At 70.7% G+C, this 14881-nt stretch carries 13 protein-coding genes; 9 read left to right on the top strand and 4 right to left on the bottom strand.

Annotation, left to right across the window (positions count from 1 at the left end; translation table 11 throughout):
• Positions 1–10: 10 nt before the first annotated feature.
• Positions 11–3679, bottom strand: a complete 3669-nt coding sequence (locus MJQ72_RS32670) for a hypothetical protein (RefSeq protein WP_240594848.1) — start codon at positions 3677–3679, stop codon at positions 11–13.
• A 95-nt stretch (positions 3680–3774) separates the two neighbouring features.
• Here MJQ72_RS32670 and MJQ72_RS32675 point away from each other — a divergent pair, with 95 nt between their 5' ends.
• Positions 3775–4407, top strand: coding sequence for a LuxR C-terminal-related transcriptional regulator (locus tag MJQ72_RS32675; protein ID WP_240594850.1), 633 nt, complete (start codon positions 3775–3777; stop codon positions 4405–4407).
• On the opposite strand, the gene MJQ72_RS32680 is transcribed toward MJQ72_RS32675, so the two are convergent.
• The 3 genes from MJQ72_RS32680 to MJQ72_RS32690 are packed head-to-tail and all read right to left on the bottom strand — an operon-like array spanning position 4398 to position 7599.
• Positions 4398–5903: a precorrin-2 C(20)-methyltransferase gene (locus MJQ72_RS32680; RefSeq protein WP_240594852.1), complete on the bottom strand. Its 1506-nt coding sequence runs from the start codon at positions 5901–5903 to the stop codon at positions 4398–4400. The two genes, MJQ72_RS32675 and MJQ72_RS32680, sit on opposite strands and share 10 nt — an antisense overlap.
• Positions 5900–6523 (bottom strand): precorrin-8X methylmutase, encoded by a 624-nt coding sequence (locus MJQ72_RS32685; RefSeq protein ID WP_125681114.1) that lies wholly within the window; start codon positions 6521–6523, stop codon positions 5900–5902. The genes MJQ72_RS32680 and MJQ72_RS32685 overlap by 4 nt, the downstream gene beginning before the upstream one ends.
• Positions 6520–7599 carry a precorrin-3B synthase gene (locus MJQ72_RS32690; RefSeq protein ID WP_240594853.1) on the bottom strand — a complete coding sequence of 360 codons (1080 nt, stop codon included), beginning with the start codon at positions 7597–7599 and terminating at the stop codon, positions 6520–6522. The genes MJQ72_RS32685 and MJQ72_RS32690 overlap by 4 nt, the downstream gene beginning before the upstream one ends.
• 98 nt (positions 7600–7697) lie before the next feature.
• Between MJQ72_RS32690 and MJQ72_RS32695 the strand changes: the two genes are divergently transcribed.
• The 8 genes from MJQ72_RS32695 to MJQ72_RS32730 all read left to right on the top strand — a co-directional run bounded on the left by MJQ72_RS32695 (position 7698) and on the right by MJQ72_RS32730 (position 14842).
• Complete coding sequence (locus tag MJQ72_RS32695; protein WP_240594854.1) at positions 7698–8603, top strand: ABC transporter ATP-binding protein; 906 nt, start codon at positions 7698–7700, stop codon at positions 8601–8603.
• Complete coding sequence (locus MJQ72_RS32700; protein ID WP_240594855.1) at positions 8600–9451, top strand: ABC transporter permease; 852 nt, start codon at positions 8600–8602, stop codon at positions 9449–9451. Before MJQ72_RS32695 ends, MJQ72_RS32700 begins: the two co-directional genes overlap by 4 nt.
• Before the next feature lie 3 nt (positions 9452–9454).
• Positions 9455–9700: a helix-turn-helix transcriptional regulator gene (locus tag MJQ72_RS32705; RefSeq protein WP_240594857.1), complete on the top strand. Its 246-nt coding sequence runs from the start codon at positions 9455–9457 to the stop codon at positions 9698–9700.
• The gene (locus MJQ72_RS32710; RefSeq protein ID WP_240594858.1) at positions 9697–10011 is read left to right on the top strand and encodes a Clp protease N-terminal domain-containing protein; all 315 of its coding nucleotides are present in this window, start codon (positions 9697–9699) and stop codon (positions 10009–10011) included. The genes MJQ72_RS32705 and MJQ72_RS32710 overlap by 4 nt, the downstream gene beginning before the upstream one ends.
• Positions 10008–10358 carry a UvrB/UvrC motif-containing protein gene (locus tag MJQ72_RS32715; protein WP_240594859.1) on the top strand — a complete coding sequence of 117 codons (351 nt, stop codon included), beginning with the start codon at positions 10008–10010 and terminating at the stop codon, positions 10356–10358. The genes MJQ72_RS32710 and MJQ72_RS32715 overlap by 4 nt, the downstream gene beginning before the upstream one ends.
• Before the next feature lie 191 nt (positions 10359–10549).
• The gene (locus MJQ72_RS32720) at positions 10550–11803 is read left to right on the top strand and encodes an HNH endonuclease signature motif containing protein (RefSeq protein ID WP_240601475.1); all 1254 of its coding nucleotides are present in this window, start codon (positions 10550–10552) and stop codon (positions 11801–11803) included.
• Positions 11804–12239: 436 nt separating this feature from the next.
• A complete protein-coding gene (locus tag MJQ72_RS32725; protein ID WP_240594861.1) occupies positions 12240–13670 on the top strand; it encodes an SLC13 family permease in 1431 nt (476 codons plus the stop codon).
• A gap of 17 nt (positions 13671–13687) precedes the next feature.
• Positions 13688–14842: a glycerate kinase gene (locus MJQ72_RS32730; RefSeq protein WP_240594862.1), complete on the top strand. Its 1155-nt coding sequence runs from the start codon at positions 13688–13690 to the stop codon at positions 14840–14842.
• The last annotated feature ends 39 nt before the right edge of the window (positions 14843–14881 follow it).

Consider the following 14881-nt stretch of genomic DNA (forward strand, 5'->3'; position numbering starts at 1 on the left):
CGGGCCGGTGTCATCCGCACGGTGGCGCGTAGCCGAGCCCCGGGAAGTACCTCTCCCACTCTTCCCTGGTGATCCTCGGCGTCGCCAGCCTGCAGATCTCCTCGCCCACGCGCGCGGGGTCCGTCTGCCACAGCTGGACGCCGCTGCTCCCGATCGCCAGCGTATGCCCGTCGTCCCGGTACGCCAGCGAGTTGACCGTCGCGGCGAAGCCGGTGAGCCGCGCCGTCTCCACCGGTTTCCGCGGATCGGCCAGATCCCAGACGCGCACCGTCCGGAACGCCGAAGCCGCCAGTTCCCGGCCGCCGGGGCCGAACGCGAGCGGCCCGACCCCCTCGGAGTGCCCGCCCAGTTTGACCGGCCGCGCGACGTGCGCGCGATCGGTGATGTCCCAGAGATAGACGTTCCGGTCGGTGCTGCCCGCGGCGACCGTGCGACCGTCCGGGCTGAGCGCCATCTTGAACACGTCGCCGCCGTCGGGCCGCAGGGTCGACACCAGGCTCGGCCGCCACGGGTCGGCGACGTCCCACAGGGTCACCGCGGACGAGTCCGGCCCCTGGCTCGCCACGAGCGTCCGCCCGTCGGGGGTGAACGCGAGCGACCACACCGTGCCGTCGCCGACCGGCAGATCCCGCGGCGCGGCGAACCGCGCGGGATCGCTGACGTCCCAGAGCTGGATCGGTCCGTCGTCGCGGCCGGAGGCGAAGGTCTTCCCGTCCGGGCTGAAGGCGAGCGAGTAGGTCGGCGGGACCTCGGTCGACGCCAGCGGTTTCGGCGCCGTCGGATCGCTGATGTCCCAGCGCTGGAGCACGAACTTCCCGCCGACACCGGCACCGGCGTGCGCCGCCAGCGCGAGGCTCCGCCGGTCCGGGCTCACCGCGACCGCGGTGACGGTCGCTGGGCCGGGAAGCTTCGAAAGCTGCCTAGGGGCGCGAAGATCGTCCATCGCCCAGAGCCGCACGTCGTCCCCTGTGGTGACGAGGATCCGCCCCTGTTCGAGGAACGTGCCGACGTTCCAGCCCGCGCTCGACGCCAGCGCGAGTTCGCCGACGTCCTGCAGCCGGACGGTGCGGTCGGCGCTGGTGGACACGATGGTCTTGCCGTCCGGCGAGAACGCGGTCCACCAGATGGAGTTGGTGTGCCCGGAAAGCGGCGGCAGTTCCTTCGCCGGCCCGGTCACGTCCCAAAGGCGCACGGACTGGTCGTCCCCCGCGGTCACCACCAGCCTGCCGCTCGGGCTGAACCCGGCCGCCCACACCACGGCCGGGGTGGTCAACGTCGACAACGGCCGCGGCGCCGCCGGATCGGCGACGTCCCACAGCTTCGCGGTGCGATCCCAGCTGGTGGTGAGCAGCCGCGTGCCGTCCGGGCTCCACGACGGGGTGAGCTGAAGGTCCTTGTGTCCGGAAAGGACGGAGCGCCGCCGCGGCGCGGACGGTGTGGTGACGTCCCAGAGCTCCGCGGTCCAGTTCGTGTTCGTGACCGCGAGCAGCCTGCCGTCGGGGCTGAAGGCGGCGCGCGCGAGCTGCGCGGCCGGGGTCCCGCCGAGCACCAGGAGCGGTTTCGGCGCGCCGAGGTCGGTGACGTCGGTGAGCCGCACGGTGCGGTCGTCCGATCCGGTGACGAGCGTGCGGCCGTCGGGGCCGAAGTCGGCGGAGATCACGACCTCCCGATGCCCGGTGACGTCCGCTTTCCGCACCGGACGCCGCGGATCGGTCAGCTCCCAGAGCCGGACGCGATGGTCGCGGGTGACCGTCGCCAGCGCGCGCCCGTCGCGGCTGAACGCGAGCGGCCCGCGGACCTCCTCCGAACCGGGCAGCGTCGACAGGAGCTCCGGATGCCGCGAATCGGCGATGGACCACACCTGCGTCGCCCGATAGGCGTCGGAGGTGATCATGAGCTGCCCGCTCAGCGCGACGGTGACGTCGCCGGGATCGAAGACCATCCGGGTGGCGAACGGCGCCGCCATGGACGTGAGCAGGCCGTCGTGGGTCTCCTGGATCGGCGCGAGCCGGTACGCGGCGAGGCTGAGCTGCGTCGACAGCGCCGGATTCGACTCCCGCAACGTCTTCGCGTCGACGACGGCTTTCCGCGCGAGCGCCTCGTTCCGCTGGTCGGTCGCGGTGTTCCCGGCGTCGACGGCGTACACGACGGCCACCACCGCCAGGATCAGGAGCACGTGAAGGAGCGCGACGAGTCTTCGCAGCCTCCGCGTCCGTTTGCGGCCGACAGCGGTCTCCTCGGCTTCGGCGTCGAGCCCGGCCTGAAGGAACCTCCGCTCGCGCGCGCTCAGCGCGTCCGGCTCACGCTCGGCCCACTCGGCTGCGAGCCCCAGCCGCGTGCCGCGATAGAGACTGCCTTTGTCGTGATCCAGCGACTCCCACAGCTCGGTCGCCTCGGCCAGCTGCCGGTGCAGGCGGTGCCCTTCGCGATCCTCCGCGAGCCAGTCGCGCAGCCGCGGCCAGCTGCGGATCAACGCCTCATGGGCGATCTCGACGCCTTCGCGGTCGAGGACGAGCAGGCGCGCGTCGGCGAGACGTTCGAGGACCTCCGTCGTCGCCGGATCGTCGTCGAGTTCACGCCGGTTGAGACGGCGCTTCGTGTCTTCGGTGCCTTCGCCGAGCGCGGTCAGGCGCAGGAAGATCTGCCGTACGACGCGCTGTCCGTCCGGCTCCAGATCCGTGTAGACCGCCTCCGCGGTCCGCGCGATCGCGTTGAGGATCCCGCCCGCCGCCTCGTACGCCGCGCTGGTCAGCGTGATCCCTTGCCGCCGCCGCCAGGTCTCCAGCAACGCGTGCGACACCAGCGGCAGCATCGCCGGCTGGCCGGTGGCGTCGGCGACGAGCGTCGTGACCAGCGCCGCCTCGACCCGGCAGCCCGCGCGGACGGCGGGTTCGACGATCGCGGTCCGGAGTTCGTCGGCGGTCATCGGGCCCACCATCACCTGCGCGTCGGTGAGCGCCTCGACCAGACCGGCGTGACGGCAGAGGTGACCGTAGAAGTCCGCGCGGACACCGAGGACGACCCGCGTGCCGTGCTCGTCGCGGGAGAACGCGAGCAGCGCGTCGATGAACTTCTCGCGTTCGAGCTGGTCCCGGCAGAGCGTGTAGACCTCCTCGAACTGGTCGACGATCAGCAGCCGTCCCTCGGCGTCGAGGTCCTCGTCGAGTGGATGCGCCCCCGGCGTGCGAAGGACGACAGGGCGTTCGCTCGCCGCCGCCAGCCCGGCCCGCAGGACGGACGACTTCCCCGAACCCGAAGCGCCGAAGACGCCGACGAGCCGTCGTTCCGCGAGTTTGCCGGTCAGCTCGGCGACCAGCCGCTCGCGGCCGAAGAAGCGGTCGGCGTCGGCCGTCTGGAACGCGGCCAGCCCGAGGTACGGGAGTTCGGTTTCGTCGCGTTCGCCGGAGGCCGCGGCGAGCCCGGCGGCGACCGTGCGCCAGCGCTCCTCCCAAGCCTGGACGTCGCCGCCGCACGCGGTGACGTACGCGGTCGTGACCGCGAGCCCCGGGAGTTTCCGTCCGCCCGCGGCTTCGGAAAGCGCGGCGGCCGAATAGCCCGCGCGGGTCGAAAGCTCGCGGTACGTCGGCCCGCCCGCCTTCTCACGAAGCAGGCGAAGATCGGCCGCGAAGCTCACGACGACGTCGTCGCCCGGCCCCAGCGGGCGCTCGCGTCTCGGCACCAGGCCCCCCTGATCCATCGAAGCGTTATCGAATGGACATTGTTCACCGAAAACGGCCGGACACTGTACAAAAGTTCTGCGCTACAACCGATGGCGTGCCGATTCGAACCCATGCGGTGACCGTGGTCTTCGCGGGCGTCCCCGAACCGCCCGCGTCTTCGGAGCTGGAGGTGGTCGCCCATACCCCCGACGAACGGGAAGCGGTCTGGCACGCCACCGTACTGCGCCCGGCCGTCCTTGTTCTGTCCGTCCACCCGCCCGCGCTCGACGGGCTGGCCATCACGCGCGAGGTGTCGTCCCGCTTACCGGACACCGCAGTGCTGGTGCTGACCCCGCCCGGCGACGGCGAACTCGTGGTCGCCGCGATGCTCGCGGGCGCGCGCGGCGTCCTGTCCCGGAGCGCGGGCCACGACGATCTGGTCCGCTTCATCCGCGGCGTGGCGGCGGGCGCCGTCTTGTTCGGCGAGCGCGCCGCGGACCGGCTTTACGGCCTGCTCGCCGCTTCGCAGCCGATGCGGGCGTTCCCGCGGCTGACCCCGCGCGAGCACGAGGTGCTCGACCTCCTGGCCGGCGGCCTGACGATCCCGGCCGTCGCGCGGCGGCTGGGGCTCGCGCCCAAGACCGTGCGCAACGTCGTCACGTCGATCCACGCCAAGGCCGGGATCGACGACCGTGAGGTACTGCTCGCCCAGGCCCGGAACGCCGGGCTGGGCCCGCGTCACTCGTAAGTGCGAGGTGTCCAGACGACGCCGTTCTCGGCGCGGGTCTTCGACGAGCCGATGATCAGCAGGCAGCGCATGTCCACACTGGCCGGATCGAGGGTGCCGAGGGTGACCACGCGGACGTCCTCTTCGGGGCCGCCGACATCTCGGGCGACGACCACCGGCGTTTCCGGCGCGCGGTGCCGGAGCAGGACGTCGCGGGCCTGCGCGAGCTGTGTGGTCCGCGTGCGGGACGCCGGGTTGTACAGCGCGAGCACGAGATCCGCCGCGCCCGCCGCGTCGAGCCGTCGTTCGATGATCTCCCAGGGCTTGAGCCGGTCGGACAGCGAAAGCACGCAGTAGTCGTGTCCCAGCGGCGCGCCGACCCGGGACGCGGCCGCCTGCGCGGCGGTCACGCCCGGCACGATCCGCACCCGTGCACCCGCGCCGTGTCCGGCCGCGACCTGCTCCAGCACCGCCGACGCCATCGCGAACACGCCGGGATCACCCGAAGAGACCACCGCGACCTTGGCTCCGTTCGCGGCCAGCTCCAGCGCTTCGACGGCACGTTCGGCCTCGACGCGGTTGCCCGACGCGTGCCGCTGCTGGCCCGCGCGCTGCGGCACTCGCGCGACGTACGGGCCGTAGCCGACGATGTGCTCCGCCGCCGCCAGCTCCGCGGTCGCTTCCGGGGTCAGCCAGTCCGGACCCGCCGGGCCCAGGCCGACGACCACGACCTCCCCGCCGGTATGCGTTTCCCGTTCCTGGGTGACTTCGGGTTCGTCGGCGAGCCGGGACGCGTAGGCCGGGCTGGGCAGCAGCGCCAGCGAGAAGTACGGCACCGACTCCGGATCGACGTCGGCGAACGGCTCGACGCGCTGGGCCTGCCAGGTCGCGCGTTCGACGTAGAAGGCGTCGTCCAGTTTCCCGGCTTCGGCCAGCGCCTCGCGGACGTTGCCGAAGGTGCGGCCGAGTTTGAGGACCGCCGCGGCCTGAGTGTCGGCCAGACGGCGAGCGAGTTCCGGCGCGGGCAGCGTGCCGGGCAGGATGGTGAGGACCTCGTCGCGCTGCACCAGCGGGCGGCCGAGCACCGACGCCGCCGCGCTGACCGACGTCACACCCGGTACCACGGTCGCCTCGTAGCGGTCGGCGAGCCGTTCGTGCATGTACATGTAGGAGCCGTAGAAGAACGGGTCGCCTTCGCAGAGCACGACCACGTCGCGTCCGGCGTCGAGGTGTTCGGCGAGCCGTTTCGCGCTCAGCTCGTAGAAGTCGGCGATGGCGCCTTCGTAGCCGCCGGGGTGGTCGGTGGTCTCCGTGGTGACCGGGTAGACCAGCTTCTCCTCGATCTGCCCGTCCCGCAGGTACGGCTCGGCGACCGAACGCGCGATGCTCCGCCCGTGCCGCGCGCTGTGGTAGGCGATGACGTCGGCCTCGCCGATCAGGCGCGCGGCCTTGACCGTCATCAGTTCCGGGTCACCCGGTCCGAGCCCGACACCCCAGAGTTTCCCGAGCCCGCTCATTCGACCTCACTCGCCATCGCGTTGATCGCGGCGACGGCCATCGCGCTGCCGCCGCGCCGTCCGTGCACCACCAGGTACGGGGCGGGCGCCCGCTTCGCGAGCTCCACTTTGGACTCGGCGGCGCCGATGAAGCCCACCGGGACACCGATGACCGCCGCCGGCGCGCCGACGCCCTCTTCGAGCAGTTCCAGCAGGCGGAACAGCGCGGTGGGCGCGTTGCCGATCGCCACCACGGAGCCGGGCAGCTTGTCGCGCCACAGCTCCAGCGCGGCCGCGGACCGGGTGGTGCCCATCCGCTCGGCCAGACCGGGCACCTTCGGGTCGGACAGCGTGCACAGCACCTCGTTGGCGGCAGGCAAACGTTTGCGGGTCACCCCGGAGGCGATCATGTTCGCGTCGCACAGGATCGGCGCGCCCGCTTCGAGCGCGGCCCGGCCGGATTCCACCACGTCCAGGCTGTAGCGGAGATCGTCGACCAGGTCGACCATCCCGCAGGCGTGGATCATCCGCACGGCCAGCACCGCGACGTCGTCGGGGAGGATCGCGAGATCCGCCTCCTCACGGATGGTGGCGAACGAATGCCGGTAGATCTCGGCCCCGTCCCGGATGTAGTCGATCACTGCTGTCCCTTCACTGCCAACGTTCTCGCCAGCTTGCCGACCGGGACGAACGCCCCGTCGACCAGATAACCGTCTTCCGTCGCGAGCACGTCGACGTGCTCACGCGCGGGCTTTCCGCATCGCCGTTCACAACCGGCGAAATGGGCTCGCGGGGTCCGCCCGACCCGCGCCGCGTCGGCCCGCACGTCGGCGAGCGACTTCGCGCAGCCAGGCTGCCCGATGCAGGCGCTGATCCCGAGCGACGGCGCGCCCGGATCGGTGATCAGCCCCGTGTCCGCCGCCAAGCGGCCGAGGACCAGGATCGATCGCCACGGGGTGACCACGGCGTTCCCGGCCTTCGCGATCTCGCGCGCCTGAGCCGAGGTGAGCCTGCCGAAGACCGGGGCGACGCCGACCGCGTCGCCGACCGGCCCGATCGGAAGGCCCGGGTTCGCCTCGAACTCCCGCGGCTCCGTCGTTTCGCCCGGGATGCCCCTGAACAGCGGCTCGGTGTCGGCGAGTTCGCTGATCCGCCAGGCCGTTCCCCGCGTGCGAAGGAACGCGTGCGCGACCGAGAGCAGCGTCTCGACGGCGTGCTCGGCGGTGACGCGCAGGCCGGTGTCCTCGCCGGCGAGCAGCACGGCACCGTCGCGCCAGCAGACGTCGGCGCCCTCACCGGCGACGTCACCCTGGCCGCCGTCGAAAGCGAACAGGAAGCGCCCCGGGAGTTCGGCCAGTTCCGGGGCCGCGCACAGGGCCTTGTCGAGGGCCGAGGCCAGCGTTTGCGCGGTGCCGCTCAGCGGCGAAGCGAGGATGTTGCGGACGCGTTCGTGTGACGGCGAGGGCAGGAGCCCGGCCGCGGCGAGCCTGCCCGCGAGACCCGGCCGGGTGACGCCGCGCAGCTGCACGTTGCCGCGGGAGGTCAGGTGGAGGGCGCCGTCCCCGAGCTCGTCGGCGGCGTCGGCGAGTGCCCTGAGCTGGTCCGCGGTGATGGCGCCGCCGGGCAGCCGGATCCGGGCGAGCGGACCGTCGGCCGCGTCGTGCGTGGCGAAAACACCAGGGCACGCGTCGGCTCGGACACGTGCGCTCGTGGACATGCGCTCACTGTAGATGGCCCCTTCGAGCAAGAGTATGTCTCAGATCATATGTAGCAGATGTGCTACATTCGATCGCAGCACTGAGATGGGGGTGACCTATGAGAGATCCACACGACGTGATGATCTCCGTCAAAGATCTCCGGATGCGGTACGGCACGAACGACGTCCTCCACGGCGTCGATTTCACCGCGCATCGCGGCGAGGTGATCTGCCTGCTCGGCCCGAACGGGGCCGGCAAGACCACGACGATCGAGATCCTCGAAGGCTTCCGGATGCGGTCGGAGGGCGAGGTCAGCGTGCTCGGCGTCGACCCGGCGCACGCCGACGAGAACTGGAGGGCGCGGCTGGGGGTCGTCCTCCAGGCGTGGCGCGACCACGCGAAATGGCGTGTGCGCGAACTGCTGGAGCACCTGGGCGGCTACTACGCGCCGTACTCCACGGACCGCATCAAGCGGCCGTGGGATCCGGACGAGCTGGTCGCCGCGGTCGGCCTGACCAAGCACGCGGACAAGAAGGTCCGGATGCTCTCGGGTGGGCAGCGGCGACGGCTCGACGTCGCGATCGGCATCGTCGGCCGTCCGGAACTGCTGTTCCTCGACGAGCCGACCGCCGGGCTGGACCCGGAGGCGCGGCGCGAGTTCCACGAACTCGTGCACCGGCTCACCGATGACGACGACACGACGATCCTGCTGACCACGCACGACCTCGACGAGGCCGAGAAGCTGGCCGACCGGATCCTGATCCTGAACCACGGCCGCATCGTGGCCGACGGTTCGGCCGACGCGCTGAGCAGGCAGATCGCCGGCGAGGCCGAGGTGCGCTGGACGCTGGACGGCCAGCGGTTCGTGCACTCCACGACCGAATCGACGAAATACGTGCACGAACTGTTCAAACAGCACGGGGACGCCATCGGCGATCTGGAGGTCCGGCGGGCGTCGCTCGAAGACACGTACATGACCCTGGTCCGCAAGGCCGAATCCCTCGAGGCGGTGGGCGCGCGATGAACGCGATATCGCACAGTGTCCGGCTGGGCGTCCAGCGCGGCTTTCTGGAGTCGCGCCAGACCCTGACCAACCGCGAAGACCTGTTCAACACCTTCCTCTTCCCGGCGATCTTCGTCGTCGTCATGTTCTTCATGCGCGACTCGAAGCTGCCGGGGACCGAGTTCTCGCTCGGCGCCGCCACCGTGCCGAGCGTGCTGGGCGCGTCGATCGTGTTCAGCGGCATGCTCGGGATGGCGGGCGTCCTCGCCGTCGAACGCGAGGACGGCACACTCCTGCGCGCCAAGGCGACGCCGAACGGCATGCTCGGTTACCTCGTCGGCAAGGTCATCACGATCTCGGTCGGCACCGTGATCGGGATGCTGCTGGTGCTGATCCCCAGCCTGTTCCTGTTCGACGGCATCGCACCCGGCGGGCTGACCTCGTGGCTGGGCCTGCTGTGGGTGCTGGTGCTCGGCCTGCTCGCCACCATGCCCATCGGCGCGATCTTCGGCTCGCTGACCGCGAACGCGCGCAGCATCGGGCTGATCATGCTGCCGACACTGGGCATCGGCGCGATCTCGGGGATCTTCTACCCGATCACCGCGCTGCCGGAATGGTTGCAGTACCTCGGGCAGGTGTTCCCGATGTACTGGCTCGGCCTCGGCATGCGGTCGGCGCTGCTGCCGGACTCGACGGTGGTCATCGAGATCGGCCAGTCCTGGCGGCCTTGGGAGACCCTCGGCGTGCTGTCGGTGTGGGCCGTGATCGGATTGACGCTGGCCCCGGTCGTCCTGCGGCGCATGGCGCGGCGCGAGTCCGGGTCCTCGGTGGCGGCACGACGGGAAAAGGCGATGCAGCGAATTGGCTAGCTCATGAGCGAGGTCGTTTACAACCGGATCGCGATGTTGCGGGCGGAACGGGGCATTTCCCGCCGCGAACTCGCCGATGCGCTGGGCGTGCACTACCAGACCATCGGCTACCTGGAACGCGGCGAGTACAGCCCGAGCCTCTATCTCGCCCTGCGGATCGCGGGATTCTTCGAGGTGGCGGTGGAGATCATCTTCTCCACCGCGCCTTTCCCGCGGATCGGGGACTCCTCGTCGGAGCGGTCGGCGTGAGCCTGCTGGAGCGGGCGCACGCGCACGCGGTCCGGCTGGGGCACGACCGCATCGGGGGCGAAGAGCTTCTGCTCGCGGTTCTCGACGACGGCGTCGGGTACGCGCTCCCCGGCGCTTGGGGAATCTCGCGCGATGTCCTTGTGTGGCAACTGGAGAAGGCGGCTTCGTCGCCTGCCGCCGGGACCGTCGACGGCTATCCGGTCACGGCCGAAGTCCTTGGCGTGCCCCGATCCTCCGGCCTGGTGGAACTCGTCGTCGGCCTGCTGGCGGCCGGGGCGGAGCGGCTCGCGTCCTGGGCGAACACGGGGTGACCGAGGAACGGGTGCGGGAGGCTTATGCGCGGATCTGGGCTCCCTTTCTGGATGAGAACGCCGTCTGGGGAGGTTCCGGGCCCGGTGATCCGGTGCGCGGTCCCGCCGACCCGCCTGCCGAGATCGACGTGCTGACGTCCCAGATCGCCGAATTTCGGCGACGCAAGGAAGCGGCCGTCGACGCGCAGGAGTACACCCGGGCGGCCCTCATCCGCGACGAGGAGAAAGAGGTCGTCCGGCGGCGGTCCGAGCTCATCCGGGAATGGGCGGCGACCGTCGATCCAGTGGATCTGGCGGAGGCGGTCGTTTCACTGCGGGCAGAGGTTGCCGCCCTTCGCCGCATTTAGCCGGCTAATTGCGGCAACCCCCCTTCGCGTTTAGCCGACTAACTGCGGCACGCGTTTAGTCGACTAAATACGGGGGTTGCCCAAGGTGATTCGACGTTGACGACCGTTTCACTCTTCAGTGTTGTTCGCGCGTTTCGCTGGTCGCTTAAAATTACGAACACATGTTCGATTTCTTCGGGTATGATGGAGGCGTGTCCGAGACCTTCCTCCCCGAACTGCCGCAGGAACTGTGGCGTGCCGGCAAGCTGGAGCTTGCCCATGGCGTGCAACAGTCCTTGCAGGTGATCCGGATGGCGACCGCCGCGCTGGGGCAGTTCTTGGCGGAGATCGAATCTCGGGGCGTCAAAGATTTGTATGGCCATGGCAGCACGGCCAGCTGGCTCGCGGAAATGGCAGGATTGTCCCGCGGTGAGGCCGGGGCGATCGTGAAACGGGCCATCGCCCTGAACCCCACACGGGCTCTGGACGGCACCGAAGTCCCCGCCGCTGCTCCCGCCACCGCCGCGGTCGCCGCCGAAGGACTGATCGGGAACGAACGGATCGACCAGATCCTGGAGATCCTGAAACGACTCCCCGCCGAAACCTCTGCCGAGGATCGAGCGAAGGCGGAGAAGATCCTCGCCGACCTCGCCCCGAACGCCGGACCCGCACAGCTCACCAAAGCCGAAGCAAACCTGCTGGGCTGGCTCGACCCCGACGGCAAGGAACCCAAAGACCCCGAACCCAAGGAACCACGCCGCGAAATCACCCTGGAACGCCGCAAAGACGGCTTCTGGAAACTCACCGGCCTCCTCGACGACGAAACCGGCGCCCGCACCGCCGCCGCCCTGGAAGCCCATGCCCAGCCACGGCCAGTCGACGAATTCGGCCAAGCCGACCTGCGGATGAAATGCGAACGCCTGGGAGACGCCTGGGCCGACCTCCTCGACCTGGCCATCGCCTGCCCGGACCAGCCCGGCACCAGCGGCTACCGCACCCTCGTGCACGTCACCATCGGACTCGACGAACTCAAATCCGGCCTCGGCACCGCCTGCCTCGACTTCGTCGGCACCATGACCGCACGCGAAGCCCGGCTCGCCGCCTGCGACTGCCTCATGCTCCCAGTCGTCATGAGCACCTCAGGCGAACCCCTCGACATGGGACGCCTCCGACGATTCGTCACACCCGGCCAACGTCGAGCACTCAACATCCGTGACGGTGGCTGTGCCTTTCCGGGCTGTCATCGGAAACCCAAGAACTGCCACGCCCACCACATTCACCACTGGGCAGACGGCGGACCCACAGATCTCCGAAACCTCGTCCTGCTCTGCAGCTTCCACCACCGGCTAATCCACCACGGCGACTGGGAAGTACACATGGCCGCCGACGGACTACCGGAATTCATCCCACCCCAATACCGAGACCCGCTCCGACAGCCCCGCCGCAACACCCTGCACCACCGCTGACCCCGAGGAGCCCGCCAGCCACCCAGGCGACGGGCCCCTCGGCATGCCCGCAGTCGGTGACCGTGTGGAACCTCCGAGCCCCACACCTTGATCAACCGAAGATCCGCGACATTCCGCAATCCTCCGTCGATCAAGACCAACACGCCCAACGACCGAGCACAGCCCCGAACCAACGAGTCGACAGGCCCGAGCCGCCTCACACCCCATGACCGGACCGATCACGCACGACCGTGTGGATTCCAGGTCATCCAACGCCCCGAGATCCACACAGCCCGCCGCCAACGGCCCGGTCACGACCGAAAACCGGCGCCCAACCCGAGAACCCACGGAGCCCGCCCGACACCCACACGACCGACCGACCGAGCACAGCCCAACATGAAGACCTCCTCATCCGTCCTTAACGGACGATTCAGGAGCGCGTCACAAGCTCATCACCGTGACCGCCTACACCTACACGACCAGCCCGCCACGAAAGCCCGCCAACCCCGAGAAACCCAAGAGCCGCAAGGCGATCCCAGCCGCCGTGGCAGCAGCCGCGGCGCTGAGCACCGCGCTCCTGCCCGGCGGGCCGGGCTGGCAGGGCGCGGTGGTGCTGGCCGTCTTCACCGCCGCCGTGGGCGCTTGGGTCCTGACCCCGCTGGACGACACGTGGATCGCGCTGGTGGCGGTGGCCGTCCTGGCCGTGGCCGGGGTGCTGGCGCCGGCCGATCTGTTCGCCACCCTCGGCGCGGATCTGGTGTGGCTCCTGATCGCGGCGTTCGTGCTGGCGGCCGGGCTGACCGGTTCGGGGCTGGTCGACCGGTTCGTGGCCGTGGTTCCCGCGCGGGCGCGATCGGTGCGGGGGCTGGCGCATCTGTCGACGGTCGCGTTGGTGGTCTCGTCGCTGGTGGTCCCTTCGACGTCGGGGCGGGCGGCGCTGGCCGTGCCGGTGTTCACCGCCTTGGCGAGTGCGCTCCCGCGGATGGCCAAGGCGCTCTCGGTGCTGTTCCCGACGGTGGTGCTGCTGTCGGCGGTCTCGACGCTCATCGGCGCCGGCGCGCATCTGGTGGCCGACCAGCTCCTGCGTGAAGCGACCGGCGACGGTATCGGCTTTCTGCGCTGGCTGGTGCTGGGGCTGCCGCTGGCGGTGGTCTCGTCCCATCTCGCGGCCGAGATTGTCCTGCGGCTTTTCACCACCAGGGAAGACCGCCGTGAGCGGTTCGACCTGCGCGAACGGTTTCCGCCGCGGGGCCCGTGGACGCAGACGGAGCGGTTCGCGGCGGTCACGATCGGAGCCGTGCTGGTGCTGTGGTGCACCGAGCCGTGGCACGGACTGCCGCCCGCGCTGGTCGGGCTCGTCGGCGCCTTGGCGATGTGCGTGCCGCCGCATCGGGTCACCACGGGTACGGCGCTGAAGACCGTGCCGTGGTCCTTGCTGCTGTTCACCGCCGCGACGGCCGCGCTGGGCGGCGCGCTGGTGGGGTCGGGCGCCGCGGCGTGGGTGGCGGATGTGGCCTTGAGTCCCGTCCGGGGCGCACCGGCGTGGGTGGTGCTGCTCGTCGTGATCGTGGTGAGCACGGCCGCACATCTGGCGGTGCAGTCCCGGTCGGCGCGGTCTTCGGTGCTGGTGCCGGTGGTGATCCCGCTCGCGGCGGCCACCGGGCTGTCCCCGGCCGCGGCGGTGTTCGCCTCCACCGCGGCGGCCGGGTTCTGCCACACCCTCACGGCGTCCGCCAAACCCGTCGCCCTGTTCTCCGGCATCGACGGCGTGCCGACCTATTCGTCCCGCGACCTGCTGCGGCTTTCGAGCGTGCTCGCGCCGCTGCACGTGGTCGTCGTCACCGTCTTCGCCTTGCTCGTCTGGCCGTGCCTCGGCCTCGTGCCGTGAACCATCAGGAGGAAGTCATGCGGATCGTTGTCGCCCCCAGTGGGTTCAAGGAAAGTCTCGGCGCCGAAGCCGCCGCCGACGCCATCGCCGAGGGCGTGCTTCGGGTCGTCCCGTTCGCGGAGATCGACCGCGTCCCGCTGGTGGACGGCGGGGAGGGCTCGGCCGCGGCGCTGGCCGGGAGCACCGGCGGGAGGATCGTGGACACCGTCGTCACCGGGCCGGTCGGGCTGCCGGTGCGCTCCCATTTCGCGATTCTCGGCGACGGGTCGACGGCGGTGGTCGAGATGGCGGCGGCCGCGGGTCTTCGCCTGGTTCCCGCCGATCGCCGCGATCCCGGGCGCACCACGAGCCGGGGCGTCGGCGAGCTGATGATCGCCGCGCTCGACTCGGGTTGTTCGTCGCTGCTCGTCGGCTGCGGCGACTCCGGCGTGTCCGACGGCGGGGCCGGGGCGCTCCAGGCCCTGGGCGCCCGGGTGCTCGACCGCGCCGGTCAGGAGGTGGGCCCCGGCGGGGCGGAGCTGGCGCGTGCCCGGCATATCGACGTGTCCGGGCTCGATCCGAGACTCGCGGACACCGAACTCCGGCTGGCGGTCAACCCGCACAACGTGCTGTGCGGCCCCCGCGGCGTGGCCAGGGTGTTCGGCCCGCAGAAGGGGGCCACTCCCGAGCAGGTGGAGCGGCTGGCGGCGGCGCTGGACAACTGGGCCGACGTCCTGCGCCGCGATCTGGGCGCCGACGTCGCGCTCGTGCCCGGCTCCGGCGCGTCCGGCGGTCTCGGCGCCGGGCTGTGTGCGGCGCTGGGAGCCAGGCTGCTGCCGCGGTTCGAGGTACTGCTGGACCACGTGGACCTCGACGCGAGGCTGGCGGCTGCCGATCTCGTGGTCACCGCCGAGGGCACCATCGACGCCCAGACCCCGCACGGGAAGGTGCCTGCCGAGGTCGCGCGCCGGGCCAAGGCGCACGGCAAGCCGGTGGTCGCGCTCGCCGGGCGGATCGGCATGGACGCCGACACCACTTACGCGGTCGGCATCGACGCCTTCCAGGCCATCCAGCCCGGCCCGGTGGATCTGGACGAGGCGATCCTGCGTGGCGCCGAATTCCTGACCGACGCCGCCGAGCGGATGCTGCGGATAGTGCTGGTCGGCACCCGCCTCTCCACGCCCGTTATGTGAAGATTCCTTCATCTTGTCCTCATCTTCGCCACATCGACG

It is taken from the genome of Amycolatopsis sp. EV170708-02-1 (genome assembly GCF_022479115.1).
GTDB lineage: Bacteria > Actinomycetota > Actinomycetes > Mycobacteriales > Pseudonocardiaceae > Amycolatopsis.

What these genes read in the sequence shown, in the direction of transcription:
- MJQ72_RS32680 (WP_240594852.1), bottom strand. Translation starts at nt 5,903, where the DNA reads ATGAGCGGGCTCGGGAAACTCTGGGGTGTCGGGCTCGGACCGGGTGAC.
- MJQ72_RS32690 (WP_240594853.1), bottom strand. Translation starts at nt 7,599, where the DNA reads ATGTCCACGAGCGCACGTGTCCGAGCCGACGCGTGCCCTGGTGTTTTC.
- MJQ72_RS32695 (WP_240594854.1), top strand. Translation starts at nt 7,698, where the DNA reads ATGAGAGATCCACACGACGTGATGATCTCCGTCAAAGATCTCCGGATG.
- MJQ72_RS32700 (WP_240594855.1), top strand. Translation starts at nt 8,600, where the DNA reads ATGAACGCGATATCGCACAGTGTCCGGCTGGGCGTCCAGCGCGGCTTT.
- MJQ72_RS32705 (WP_240594857.1), top strand. Translation starts at nt 9,455, where the DNA reads ATGAGCGAGGTCGTTTACAACCGGATCGCGATGTTGCGGGCGGAACGG.
- MJQ72_RS32730 (WP_240594862.1), top strand. Translation starts at nt 13,688, where the DNA reads ATGCGGATCGTTGTCGCCCCCAGTGGGTTCAAGGAAAGTCTCGGCGCC.